The sequence below is a fragment of the Sulfidibacter corallicola genome (assembly GCF_017498545.1).
Taxonomy (GTDB): Bacteria; Acidobacteriota; Holophagae; order Acanthopleuribacterales; family Acanthopleuribacteraceae; genus Sulfidibacter; species Sulfidibacter corallicola.
The window spans coordinates 1,746,539-1,760,263 of sequence record NZ_CP071793.1; the positions used below are offsets into that span (position 1 = coordinate 1,746,539).

Consider the following 13,725-nt stretch of genomic DNA (forward strand, 5'->3'; position numbering starts at 1 on the left):
TGACCCGGCGGGGAAGAGCTTCTACAAGCCTTTCATTTTACTTTGTGACCACCGATGTGCGTCGCAACACCTGTCGAGGTACCGCATGAAAGAGGATCGAGGTCAGGGGCGTCACCCCGTCAACCAGCCAACGCGGAAACGGCGCACGTTTCGTTTTTTGGGATTTTTCCTTTTGGCCATCACGAGTTTGGGAGGTGTCATCGTGTTTCATATGTGGCGAGCAATGGGTTCGAAACCGACGGGGGACAGGTTGGCACGCATCCAACTGTCGCCAAACCACCGAGATGGCGTGTTCCACAACCGTCTCGCCAATCGAGATGACATCGTGGGCGCCATCGGCCAGATGTTTCGCGGCAGCCGCCAGCGCACCCCCGACGCACCGCTCCCCGTGGTGCCTCGTGCCAAACAGGATTTCGACACGCCGCCCGCCGACGGCCTGCGGGTGACCTGGTTCGGTCACAGCAGCATTTTGATCGAAATCGACGGAAAACGATTTCTGACCGATCCCGTTTGGGGTCCGCGCACCTCTCCTTCACCTCACTTCGGACCCAAGCGATTCCACCCCATGCCGCTCTCTCTCGAAGAACTGCCGCCACTGGATGCGGTCCTCATTTCCCACGATCACTACGACCACTTGGATTTTCCCACCATCGAAAAACTGGCCCGCACCCAAGTTCCCTTTTACGTGCCCCTGGGGGTCGGCGCGCACCTGGCCTATTGGGGCATCGAAGAGCACCGCATCGTCGAAATGGACTGGTGGCAGGAAGCGGTGCTCGGCCCGGTGCACCTGGTGCTGACCCCCGCCCGCCACTTTTCCGGCCGCGGCCTCAAACGCGACCAGACCCTGTGGGGTAGCTGGGCCTTGGTGGGCCCGCAACACCGCGTCTATTTCAGCGGCGATTCCGGTATGTTCCCCGGCTTCAAGGAGATCGGCGATCGCCTGGGCCCGTTCGACATCACCCTCATGGAGTCCGGCGCCTACAACGGGTCCTGGCCGGACGTCCACATGGGACCGGAGCAGGCGGTGCAAGCCCACCGCATGGTGCAGGGCCGATTGCTGATTCCCGTACATTGGGGAACCTTCAGTCTGGCGGCCCACTCCTGGACCGAACCGGCCGAGCGGATCCTGGTCGCGGCAGAAAAGAAGGGGGTCGAGGTCTATATCCCCCGTCAGGGCGAGTTCGTGGTGCCAGGGCAGATCCCACCGCAACAGCGTTGGTGGCCCGGCATCGATTGGGAGACCGCGGACCAGGCGCCGGTTCTCTCGACCTCCTTGCCCGAACCCCTGCGCGTGGAACTGGTGTCCGATTTCTCGGCGGGCGCCACCTCCGAGTGAGGGGCCTTTCGCTCGAATCGATCGACCTCACCATTTACAGAAGGATCCGAGCCCTCCGGGAATTCTGGTTTTTCAAGGAGCCCCGCTTGACAAGAAGGACTTCTCCGGCTTTGATCGAGCTGTGTTTATTGAGGTTCTGTTCCTGAGTCCGAGCTGGGGGGATCGCCGATGGTCGGGTGGTGCTTGTGGATGCCGCTGCTGCTTTTTTCCGCCGCACCCGTACCGCTCCACGATCAGCCCGTTACCTTCGAGCACCTCGGTACCAGCAGCGACCGTTTTCCCGACGATCGGATCCACGTTGTTTTGCGCGATGTCTACGGACTGGTCTGGTTGGGCACCGAGCGTGGCCTGATTCGGTTCGACGGCCATCGTGCCCGGTGGTACCGCCACGATCCGACCGACGACGGGAGCATTGCACCAGGATCCGTGACCGCCCTCGCCGAAGACGGACAGGGCACTTTTTGGGTGGGTACGGCCGGTGGGTTGGCCCGCATGGACCGCAAGACCGGCCGGTTCGAGACCTTTTCACTGCCTGGCAGCGATCACGTCTGGAGCCTGGCCGTTGGCGGAGATCGACTTTGGATCGGGACCAGCGACGGGCTGTTCTCCTGGTCCGATCGAGTTCATACCACCGCCGACATGAACGGGATCGGCGTCACCGAGCTGGCGGTGGATTCCCGGGGACGCCTGTGGGCCGGCACCGACCGCAAGGGCTTGTTCGTTCAGGGTCGGGACGGAAGCCTTCGACACCACCCTGCCTTCGATGAAGAGGCCTCCATCGGCTCCCTGTTCGCCGGGCCCGACCAAGTCTGGGCCGGATCGCTCGGTGGCGTGATCGTCGCCCTCGGGAACGAGGAGTTCACGCGTTTCGCAGCACCTGGCGCGGTAACGTCACTGGCCGTCGATGGGAAACGGCGGTTGTGGGTGGGCACCAAGACCGGGCTCTGGCGCCGAGAGGAAGGCACGTTCGAAAGGATCACCGGCGAGGGGCCGGGACGGCTGCGGGGCGAGACGGTGTTCCGCGTCCACGCCGATCGCGCCAACCTGCTTTGGGTCGCCACCGATCACGGCGGCTTGGCCCTGCTCGACATGAACAAGGAGCGTTTCCGTTTTTTCGATTTCGCCGGCAAGGAAGTGCGCACGCTGTTTTTCGACGAGGCGCTTTGGCTGGGGACCAAATACGGGGGACTCGCTCGCATGGACCCGGCCGGTGGCGCACCCGAGTGGTTCTTGCCGGACGAAACGATCCGCGACATCCATCGCCGATCGCGGGCGGACCGGCTCTGGGTGGCGACCGACCGTGGTTTGGTGGCCTTCGACGAGGCGAACGAGCCACGGACCTGGTTTGCCGGTGAGCGCATCTGGCGCGTGACGGGGGAACGGGATCTTTGGTTGGGCACCGACGATGGCGCCGTTCGCTTCGATCCCGAAGGCGATCGTTTCCAGCGTTATCCGGCAGGGGAGGGAACCGGTCACCTTTCCGCACCCATCGTCACCTCGATCGTGGCCGACCACGAGGTATGGCTGGGCACCTATGGCGGCGGGTTGAACCGCATCGATCCAAATGGGGAAGTCCACCGTTACGGCAAGGACGACAGCGGTCTGCACGCCGAGGACCTGTTGCACGTGATGCGGAGCCGCGACGGCGCGCTTTGGATCGGAACCCAAAGCGGTGGCCTGCACCGGTTCGATGCCGAACGCGATCATTGGACCGGCTGGAGCACGCGAGACGGGTTTCCCGACAACAGCGTGTCGGCGATCGTCGAGGACGGCCGCGGCGTGATATGGGCGGCCACCGGCAGTGGGCTGGTTCGACTCCTTCCGGGCGATTCGTCATACCAAACCTATCGCCATGCCGACGGCGTGCTTCTCGGTGCCGCGGTTCCGGGCGCGACCCTGGTTCACGAGCCCAGCGGATTTCTCTATTTCGGCGGGACCAGTGGGCTGATCGCCTTCGACCCGGACATGCAGGAACCCGAGACCCGGTTGCTCTTCACCGGCATCGCGGTGGGCGGCCGCGAAATCCGCCATTTGGCGCTCCCCGGCGACATCGTGCCCCTCCTGCAGGGCGACAACAGTTTTTCCCTTTCCTATACCCTGGCCGATCCACGCGCACCGGAGCGCCAGACCTTTGCCTTTCGGCGACACGGCATCGATCGGGAATGGATGCCGGGCAACGACATGCGCTCGGTGGCCTATACGCGCTACCTGAGCATGAGTGGCGACGCCGCGTTGACCGTGCGGGCGCGCGATGCCCGCGGCCGCGAACGGGAAGCCGAAATCACCGTTTCGATTCCGCCCCCGCTTTGGCTGCAATGGTCCCCGCTTTGGGGACTGCTGTTGGCGCTGGCGCTCGTTTGGTCGATCCACGGCGTGATTTCCCGCCGCGAAACGCGGCGTCGGCTCGCTCTCGAGGAGAAGGCTCGAATCGCCGAGCAGGAACGCGGCCTGGCCCTCGATCGCGCCGAGCTGGCCGAACAGCGCAACGCACTGGCCGAGCGGGCCCGGCAACGGCAGGAAGAACACGCCCGCATCGTTCAAGAGCACTTGGAACAGGTCTCCACCGAGATCGCAGGCGAGCTGCACGACGGGCCCCTGGGCGCCCTCACCGGCGTCATCTACCGGCTGCGCGGATGGGTCGAAGCCCCCGATCCCGTCACCCTGGACGACATCACCCAGCGCCAACTCCCCGACATCTGCGCCGATCTGCGGGGCTTCTGCGGCGACCTGCTGCTGCCCTCGTTCCGTTACGGGTTGATTGCGGAATTGGACGCTTATTGCGACCTGATCGCCGACCAGCATCCGGACCTCGACATCCAACGGCAGTTTCAGGCCGAGGCCGAACCCGACGCATTGGAAACCAGGGCGGGTCTCTACCGAATTTTTCGCACCCTGCTGCGCAACGTGGGGAAACATGCCGAGGCCAGGACGGTGCGGGTCGCGCTCTACCGCGAGCGGGATCTGGTCATGGCGGTCGAGGACGACGGGATCGGTTTCGAAGTCCCCGCGAGCTGGGACACCTTCAAACGCGAAAGACACTACGGCCTCTACATGGCCGCGGCCTTCGCCAAGACCGTCGGCGCCACCATGGCGGTGCGCTCGCGGCCCGGTGAAGGGACCAAGATCGACGTGATCGTCTCCGGGGAGGACAAGGCATGAAGATTCGAATCCTGGTGGTCGAGGATGAATTCTATACACGCCAGGGGATCTGTAGCGAACTGGCCAAGGAACCCGATTTCGAGGTGCTTCCCCCCGCCGACCACGGCGAGGCCGCCCTGGCCCGAGCGGCGGCGGATCGACCCGACGTGTTGCTGCTGGATATCCGAATGCCGGGCATCGATGGCCTGGAGGTGCTGCGGCGGCTGCGGGCCGAAGGCCATCCCGTCAAGGTAATCGCCCTGACCAACGAAAAACGCCTGATCAAAGCGGTCGAGATCGAGGGCGGCGACGGCTATGTTCCCAAGGAAAAGTACGCCCTCCTCGCCACGGTCGTGCGTTGTGTCGTCCAGAGTGGCTCGCCGGTGTTCGTCAACCCGGAAATGGGCGATGCCTATCGGGTTTGTCGTGAGCGGGTGGCCGCGGCGGAACTCAGCGCTTTGGAATTGGATGTCTGGCGCCTGATCGGTTTCAAGAACGAGGAAATCGGGCGACGGCTCCACAAGAGTCCGGGCCATATTCGCAACCTCGTGGCCGAACTCTACTTCAAGTTGGGCATCGTCGACGACGGCAAGGTCAACCAGCGCATGCAGGCCCTGGAGATGGCGCGCCTCTACGGCATCCTGACCGCGGAGGAACCGATCTGACATATGTCACGGAAATCCCTGACGGCGGACAACTGGGCACGCGTGGCGCGGCTGCCTATACTGATCCCATCCAAAGGCGAGAGGGAAGGACGATGAAAGGATTGTGGCTGCTGGCGTTGGGGTGGTGTTTGACGGTACCGGCGCGGAGTGGGGAGATTTCCGGTCAGGTGACCGATACCGAAGGAAAACCGCTCCAGGTGACGGTCTACATGGTTCACGACGAGACCGGCGAGGCGTTCGAGGCGCTCGCGGATGAGTTCGGATATTTCGAGCTCGGCGGTCTCCAGGCGGGGCGGTACCTCGTTTTTCCGGAAGTGCCTATCGGCTACCACGTGGCCGAGCCCGAATGCGGATGGTACTTCATCCCGCTGGCCACGGCCGGTCACGTCTTCGTCAGCTACCGCCTGCGCGAGGGTGGCGTTTCCGTGGATTTCGGCAAGCCCGTGGGCAAACCCGACGATCCTCCCGATCCCTTCGGCGCCGGTATCGGCCCCTCTGGCCGCGGTTTCCACCTGAACGTGTACGCCGCCAATTTCGCCGAGCTCTACCCCGCCTACCCCAATCGCATCACCATTCGCGGGGTGTGGGTCGACGCGATGGGCCCGGTGGATATCGACGTCGCCGATGGATCCATTGCGGGGCTTTACCGGAATCGAGCCTACCTGGAGATCGAACAGGGACCGGGATTTCATACCGAGGCCCGGATTCTCCTGGAAGAGGTGCCCGGATTCTCCCAGAACGGCCTGCTCGCCCGGCTGTGGTTTCAAGTGCCCTGGAACTGGCCCGACAGCCGCCGGCCCACCCTGTGTTTCTGCGCCGAAGTCACGCTCGAAGGTCTCGATGGGGACAGGCTGAAGATCTTGAAACGGGTTTGGTGCGGCGAGCCGGACCTCGACTGAATCGCGGTCGATGAGCGCCGGGCGGAGGTCCCGGCCCGATCGACCGCCAACCAAACGATCAACGACGAGCCGGACCGTGCGGCGGTCCCTGGGATCGCTGTGCCCGGAGCCGGCTCGACCAAACGCGGCCCCGCAGGGGAATCGGTCTGGTGCCGATCGCCGGGCGGTGCCCACATGGAGGAAGTGATGAGAAAGCTGTGTATCTTGATGATGACTCTTCTGGCGGCCGGTCCGCTGTTCGCCGGTCTGAGATGCGAAGGAAGATGGATCCTGGTGCAATCGGGGACCATCACCCTGGCCGATCTCCAAACGGTGCCCCAACAAACGCCGACCGGTGCCTGGCTGAGCACCTGGGACCGCGCCGCCTTGGTTGCCGAAAACATCCGCTTGGCCTACCAAGGCAGTCAGAACATCCTGACCAAGGTCCAGACCAGACCGAGCATGATGCGCGATCCGCTCAACCCCTATAATTGGATTCCCAATCCCGGCGGGCCCTGGACTTACAAGATCCTGCGTTGCTACGGCCGCGGCGAGTTCCCCATGTATCCCCACGAAAAGAGCACCGACTTCGCCCGGGAAGTGATGAAAGGCGCCGTCGGGGCCATTGGCGGCGGCATCGGTCATACCGATGGCCGAGTCGTCAGCGCCGAAGGGATCGAAGGTTCCAAGTTCTACCTCGTCGCCGACCTGGTCGACGAGGGTGGCAACACCAAGGGTTCGATCACGGTGGACATGGAGTTCATGGAAGTCACCGAACTGATCATGGAATGATGCGCGCCTGATCCCTCGAAAGTCCGGAATCCTCGATTCCGGACTTTTTGGCGTGTAGGGGGCGATTCGTTCTGGGAGGTGATCCGCTTTCGCATTACACGAAAAGAAGGTCGATTATGCGGCCGAATGCCGTCCGGCGCTGGTGTGTGATCGTGCGATTCCTTACAGATGCACTGTGACATATGGCTCGGCGACGGATCTTTGCCTGTGTTCAACCACGTCTCGGTAGCGAGCATCACTTTTTTGGCTTCTTGGCGAACCTATAATGTGCCTCGGCTTTTCTCAATCATATTTCCGATCCCTTCCGGGCCTTAACAAGCGTCAAGTACCAAGCAATGTCTATAAAAAGGATCGAACCCATGTTTCGTTTCTCGATGCTCTGCCTTCTGGCGTTCTTTGCCGTGAACGCCGGTGCCGGGACTTCTTCCGAGCCCTCCTCCGAGCGCAAGCGAGGCGGCCTCTCGCTGGAGAACCCCATCCTCTTCGTGACCCAGGTGCCGATACCCGCCGATTTCACGACCATCGGCTCCACTTTCGGCAATCACCTGGCCCGGCTCGCCGTGGCCGGGCGCGGCGGCGACCTCTACATTCGTTATCCCGACGGGACCCTGAAGAACCTCACCCAGGCGGCTGGTTTCGGTCAGGATGGTCATCAGGGTGAAAGTGCTATCGGGGTTCGCGATCCCCACGTGCATTGGGATGGTCAGAAGGCCCTGTTCAGCATGACCGTCGGCGCGCCCGAGCAATTCGAAGTCCAAGAATATTATTGGCAGCTCTACGAGATCACCGGGTTGGGTCCCGACGACACGCCCGTCATCACCAAGGTTCCCAATCAGCCGGATCGCTACAACAACATCCAGCCCATCTACGGATTGGACGACGACATCATTTTCGTGTCCGATCGACCGCGCGACGGCCTGCGCCACCTGTACCCGCTCCTGGACGAATACGAGGAAGCCCCGACCCCTACGGGTCTTTGGCGGCTCGACCCCGCGAACGGGAACCTCCATTTGATGAACCACACGCCGTCCGGCGCCTTCTACCCGTTCATCGACAGTGACGGCCGGGTGGTGTTCACCCGCTGGGACCACCTGCAGCGGGATCAGCAGGCCGACGCGGACGAGACCAGCGACGACGGGCCCGTCTACGGGACCTTCAACTACGCCGACGAGAGCGAAAACGCGGCGCGGTTGGACAACCGCGAGGAGTTTTTTCCCGAACCGCGCAGGGCGCGGACCGACCTGCTCGAGGGCACCAATTTGGAGGGCCACAGTTTCAACCGTTTCTTCATCTGGCAAATCAACACCGACGGCACGGCCGAAGAGGTGTTGAACCACCTGGGTCGCCACGAGATGGTGGGTTACTTCAACCGCGTGTTCAACGACGACGGCAGTCTGAGGGAGTTCATTTCCTCCGTTTCGGGTCGCTTCAACACCAACGACATCCGCAACCTGTTCCGGGCGCGCGAAGACCCTACTCGGCCAGGCACTTTCTTCGCGGTGGACGCGCCCGAATTCCAGTCTCACACCTCGGGGCAGGTCGTGTCGTTTCATGCCCCGGCCGGCCACAATCCCGACCAGACCGGATTCGACTACGTCACCCACCGCGACACCGCCAACGTGAGCGACACGCCATCACCGGACCACTCGGGTCTCTATCGCGACGTGGCGCCGCTGAACGACGGTCAGGTCCTGGTCGTCCACACGGCCGAAACGCGCGCCGACCGCAATGACGGAACGCGGGCCCAACCCACGAGCCGCTACGACTACCGCATCAAGGTCCTGGCCCCAACCGGCCAGCACATGGCCGCCGGCCAACCCATCACGGCGGGCATCGACAAGACCCTGTCCTACTACGATCCCGATGTCCTGGTCAGCTACAGCGGGCCGATGTGGGAGCTGAGTCCGGTTGAGGTCGTCGCCCGGGTCAAACCGCAAGCGCACACCGATCCCGTTCCGGACATCGAGAGCCGCGTCATCGACGAGGAAGGCGTCGACCTCGATGCGCTGCGCCAATGGATGCGGGACCGCGACCTTGCCTTGGTGGTCAGCCGCGACGTGACCACGCGCGACGCCAACGATCGCCAGCAGCCGTTCAATTTGCAGATTTCCGGTTCCCAGACCCAGACGCTAGGCGACGACGGACCCGTCTACGACCTGAAGTACCTGCAGTTTTTCCAGGCCGACCGGATTCGCGGGATCGGCGGGCTGGATTCACCGCGTGCCGGCCGCCGGGTCCTGGCCCAGCCGATGCACGATACTTCGGACGCCAACCCCGCCAATGCCTCGGGTCCTGCCGGGAGTGTGGTGTTGGGTTCGGACGGGTCGATGGCGGCATTCGTTCCCGCACGCCGGGCCATGAGTTGGCAGTTGACCGACGACGGTGGCGTGCCGGTGGTACGCGAGCGTTACTGGGTCACCTTCCAGCCGGGTGAGGTGCGCGTGTGTGCCTCGTGCCACGGGGTCAACACGACCGACCAGGCGGGCAATCCTCCCCCGGAAAACGAGCCGTTGGCGTTGCGCGATCTTCTGGATCACTGGAAAAGCACCCAGAGTTGTACCTCGGGCGAGTCGGACCTCGACGACAGTGGCTCGGTGAACGTGCTCGATGGCATCGTCCTGACCAACGCCTTCGGCACCGACAACGCCGACGCCGACCAAAACTGTGACGGCGTGGTGAACGTCAGCGACATTCGTCGCTGGACCGGGTACTGGTAGAGCCTGCACGGATGGGATCGCCAATCCCATCCGTTTCCGATTTGCAGGTCCTGTATTCGCTTCAGAAACCCAGATAGTCATCCCTTATTCATCGGTGATGGCCAAAAAGATCGTTTTCCATTCCGATCAGCCGTGTTTGTCGGTTTTTTCACCACGGAGTCGTCGCCCAGGCCGGGGGCCGGATTGCCGGTGTTCCGGCACACCGGCCACTGGGTCTTCAAGTGGGTAACTAATCGAAGCGAATCGCTGGGGAGTTCCCGCATTCATGAGAGGGGCGACGTTGCAGTAAGTGCCGGGCCATACCGGCCGTACCCACCCAGGGCGCCGGGCCGACATTTTTCGAAGAACTCCCCGCACATCCGCCTTTTTAGGTTTTTATCTTTATCTTCGAGCTTTACAGAGTTTGTTACATAAAGAGTCCTCGCTCAGGCCGGAGGCCGGTTTGCCGGTGTTCCGGCACACCGGCCACTGGGTTTTCAAGTGGGTAACTAATCGAAGCGAATCGCTGGGGAGTTCCCGCATTCATGAGAGGGGCGACGTTGCAGTAAGTGCCGGGCCCACCCAGGGCGCTGGGCCGACATTTTGGCGAAATTTTCGAGAAATACCCTACCTGGTTTCTGGCGAAGGGCCATGGGTTATTCATTCAAAAAATTAAGCAGGAATTCATGAAGATTGGAAACCAGGAAAGGATCGGCCTTGGTGACATTTTATGGTCCTGCTCTTCCTGACTTCGATCATTCCTGCCTTCCTGATCAAGATTTGACGACGGCAAGATCCAGCTCAGGATGAAGGCACCAATGTGTTTTCAAGAGAGCCCCGGATCAGCGGACAAACCTAGCTCGATTTCGAGAAAGAAACACCGCGATGTGAGCGGGCCAAGGGAGCCCCCATGCCCGCAAGAGGCGTAAAGCCTACAGGTTGAGCACGGCCGGTATGGCAGCTTGTTCAATCAATCGAAGTGATCAAGCACAAATCGAAATCGATCATTGAGAGATCTAGCGGACCGACGAATCCGCTCCGCTCTTTGGTGTTTTGTGTGTGTGCAGCTTTGATCGCTTCGAAGTGTCGGGCCAGCGGCCCAACCTACCACCATGCCGATCATCAAAGCAGGCGGGAACTCCTTACATGGGTTACTTCGAAAAGTTCAGCCGGCGGGCTTACCGCCCCTTGAACCTACCGGGCACGACGAATCTCTCGACTTTAGGGCACTCCAGACGGATTTATTTTAAGAGAGTCGCCGCTCGGGCCTGAGGCCGGAGCTTCAGGTTAGAAGAAAATCGAAGCGATTCGCTTGGGAGTTCCCGCATTCATGAGAGGGGCGACGTTGCAGTAAATGCCGGGCTCGCCCTGGGCGCTTGGCCGACTTTTTCTGTGTGTCCACTGAAACCCTTGGTTGTCTGTTGGGTTTGCCAAAGGCGCTGATATAGGCCTCCAGCTCCAACCAACTGTGCGTGAGTGCCGGTCTCGACCACCTTTCCTCGATCAAGCACGGCGATTTGGGAGGCCCGTTGAATCGTGCGTCAACGGTGGGCGATCACGATGACCGTTTTACCCCTGACCAATTTATCGACCGCGCGCTGGATGGCCGCCTCGGCAGCCGGGTCGACGCTGGCGGTTGCCTCATCGAGCAAGACCACATCGGCTTCCTCGAGGAGTGCCCGTGCGATGGATATGCGTTGCCGCTCACCACCGGAAAGCTTGCCTCCCCCTTCACCGATGGGCGTGTCATAGCCCAATGGCAGCGCCATGATGAATTCGCGGGCCTGAGCGCGTTTGGCGGCGGCGATGACCGCATCGTCCGAGGCATCGGCTTTCCCGATGCGAATATTCTCGGCCACGGTCCCGGAGAACAGCACGACGTCCTGGAAGACCATGGCAATTCGGGTGTGCAAATCGGCCAAGGTCATCTTGCGAATGTCCACACCGCCCAGTTGGATGGAGCCGTCTTCCACATCCCAAAGTCGGGCGATCAAGTGCACGAGGGTGGTTTTGCCGCTCCCGGAGGGGCCGACGATGGCGCTCAGAGATCGCGCGGGCAAGCGCAGGGTGACGCCATCGAGTGCGGGGGAATCGGCAAAAACCCCGAGCAGATGGCGCGCCGATCGGGAGAGGAAACCGAGAGAGAGGCCCAACAGCAAAAAGGCCCACGGCAAGGCGGCCATCATGACCAGTCCCAGGCGGAAATCGATAAACATCAGAAACATGCCCACACAGATCGCTAGGGCGGCACCGCCGGAGAGATACGCGATGAAGTGGCTCCATATTTCGGAGACCATATTGAGGTCGTTGGTGAGAACACCGAGAGTGGACCCGCTGCGCTGTTTGGTGAACCAACCCATCGGCAATTTGCGAATGTGATCCGCGATCCGCAATCGGGCGGCGCCGAACAAGAGCGATTTCAACCATTCGGAGTTTGCCCTGACCCGGACCTTTCAATGGTTCACTCCGGGATTTCAGGGATCGCGGTTGGTCGGGTTCTCGTTTTTCACTTGGCGAAGGTCCCATGTCGGATCGAGGATCGTCATTTCCCGATGCCCGAAACCAAAAACGGCGAGGAAACCGGGGATGGTCTCCTCGCCGTATCGTGCTGTTCGGATGAGGGGTCCTGTACCTCATCCGCATGCGGTGTCGTCGCGAGTCATTCCAGAACGTCGTCGTCGGCGTTCGGGTTTTTCAGGTAGGCCTCGCAGGTACAGATGGCCCGGTTACCGAATCCGTCGATGGCCGTCATGGAGCCGAAGAGGTAGGTCTCCGGTTGGTCATGGCTGAGCCGGAGGGTGAAGTCGTGCGGACCCGAACCGGAACGGAGGGATCGATCGCTGAAGCGCCACTCGTAGCCGACGATAGGGGCGCCACTGCGGCTGTTGGCGCTGCCCGAGAACGAGGTGTTCATGCTCAGGCCGATGCCGAAGTTGGGATAGGCCCCGCATTGGACCTCGGGCGGCAGGGTTTCGATGTAATCATCGATGATGGGATCGCCCACGTTGACCAAGTGGTCGAGCGCTTGATCGATCACCGCCTCGTTTCTGGCGATGCCCACATGGCCCAGGTTGTACCACTGGTGGCGGTACCACCCGAGGTTGACCACCGTGCCACCGATCAGACCGGCTTCCCGGTCGACCATGGCGCGCACCGAACTCTTGATCGTAATGACCTTGGCTCCCGAGATGAAGTTGAAAATGGCCAAGTTGGTTCGTTGGGGGAACAGCTCTTGGAAATCGGCCAGATAGGCGTAGGAGGCACCGTCGAGGGGGTTGGGTACATGGCTGATGCTGGACGCCAGCTCGAGCTGATTGATGTTGGGCACGGCGTCGAACAGGTGCAGAATCACGGGAAGCCCCGGATAGTATTCCTTGAATTTCTTGGCCAAGTGGGTGACCAGGGCGCCGCCGCGGCTGTGGCCGGCGAGATAGATCGAGCGAATGTTGGTTCCGTAGTATTTGGATCGCAACCAGTCGAAATAGGCGTTGACGATTTCGCGCTTGTTTTCGCCAGTGAATCCCCAGTTGAAACGCGCGTCGAAGGCCATGGCGGCGAAGGTGTCACTCGGATCCCGGACCCCCTCCTCGAACATGCGCACCGGCAACGAATCGGCATCGATGGTCTTCCACTCGGCCGCATCGGTATTGGAAAAACTGTCGGCGAATCCCTCCGGTTGACCCGTGACCAGGCTGGCGTGGGGATCGCCGGCGATCTCTTCGCGCTGACCGGCGGAGATAAAGACCAGGTGCGACACGTTCCCGATCTCGGGCTCGTTGTACCGCGTGATGAAGGTGCGCTTCTGCTTCTCCTTCGCCACGTCGTGGTGCTCCCAGTGACGGTATTCGTGGGGGGTGGTCCCGTTGCACCAGCCGATGCCAAAGCGGCAGTAACGTACTTTTTCCAAAAGGACTTGAGTGCCCTGTGCAAAGCCAGCCTGGGTCGCGAGGGACATGAGCGTCAAACAAAAAATCATGCGTTTCATAAAAGAGGTCCTCAAATAAGTTCAGATTCGGAGACCGAGGTTTCCAGCCGTGTGAAAAAACGGCCGACACGCGCACAAACCTCGGAGGTGCCTATTGGTTACTAGGTGAACCGCACTTAGAAAGGGACAGCGTTTTTTCGGTTTTTGGAAAATATCCCGAAGGTGCCACTCTTGGTGCCGCGGCGCACCGCCGGGAGTTGGCCCTGCCGATTCGGTGTGTTTCGCGAAGGGAGAT

General features: G+C 61.6%; 8 protein-coding genes. 6 read left to right on the forward strand and 2 right to left on the reverse strand.

Annotation, left to right across the window (positions count from 1 at the left end; translation table 11 throughout):
- Positions 1-250: 250 nt before the first annotated feature.
- The 6 genes from J3U87_RS05050 (at position 251) to J3U87_RS05075 (ending at position 9,526) form a co-directional block, all read left to right on the forward strand.
- Positions 251-1,336, forward strand: coding sequence for an MBL fold metallo-hydrolase (locus J3U87_RS05050; protein WP_237381943.1), 1,086 nt, complete (start codon positions 251-253; stop codon positions 1,334-1,336).
- Positions 1,337-1,525: 189 nt separating this feature from the next.
- Positions 1,526-4,495, forward strand: coding sequence for a sensor histidine kinase (locus J3U87_RS05055; protein ID WP_237381944.1), 2,970 nt, complete (start codon positions 1,526-1,528; stop codon positions 4,493-4,495).
- Positions 4,492-5,139, forward strand: coding sequence for a response regulator transcription factor (locus J3U87_RS05060; RefSeq protein WP_237381945.1), 648 nt, complete (start codon positions 4,492-4,494; stop codon positions 5,137-5,139). Before J3U87_RS05055 ends, J3U87_RS05060 begins: the two co-directional genes overlap by 4 nt.
- Positions 5,140-5,231: 92 nt before the next feature.
- Entirely contained in the window at positions 5,232-6,038 is an 807-nt protein-coding gene (locus J3U87_RS05065) for a carboxypeptidase-like regulatory domain-containing protein (RefSeq protein ID WP_237381946.1), read from the forward strand.
- 186 nt (positions 6,039-6,224) lie between these two features.
- Positions 6,225-6,809 (forward strand): hypothetical protein, encoded by a 585-nt coding sequence (locus J3U87_RS05070; protein ID WP_237381947.1) that lies wholly within the window; start codon positions 6,225-6,227, stop codon positions 6,807-6,809.
- A 359-nt stretch (positions 6,810-7,168) separates the two neighbouring features.
- Complete coding sequence (locus J3U87_RS05075; RefSeq protein ID WP_237381948.1) at positions 7,169-9,526, forward strand: HzsA-related protein; 2,358 nt, start codon at positions 7,169-7,171, stop codon at positions 9,524-9,526.
- A gap of 1,520 nt (positions 9,527-11,046) precedes the next feature.
- Here J3U87_RS05075 and J3U87_RS05080 read toward each other — a convergent pair.
- A complete protein-coding gene (locus J3U87_RS05080; protein WP_237381949.1) occupies positions 11,047-11,916 on the reverse strand; it encodes an ATP-binding cassette domain-containing protein in 870 nt (289 codons plus the stop codon).
- Between the two features lie 248 nt (positions 11,917-12,164).
- A complete protein-coding gene (locus tag J3U87_RS05085) occupies positions 12,165-13,490 on the reverse strand; it encodes a hypothetical protein (RefSeq protein ID WP_237381950.1) in 1,326 nt (441 codons plus the stop codon).
- Between the last annotated feature and the right edge of the window lie 235 nt (positions 13,491-13,725).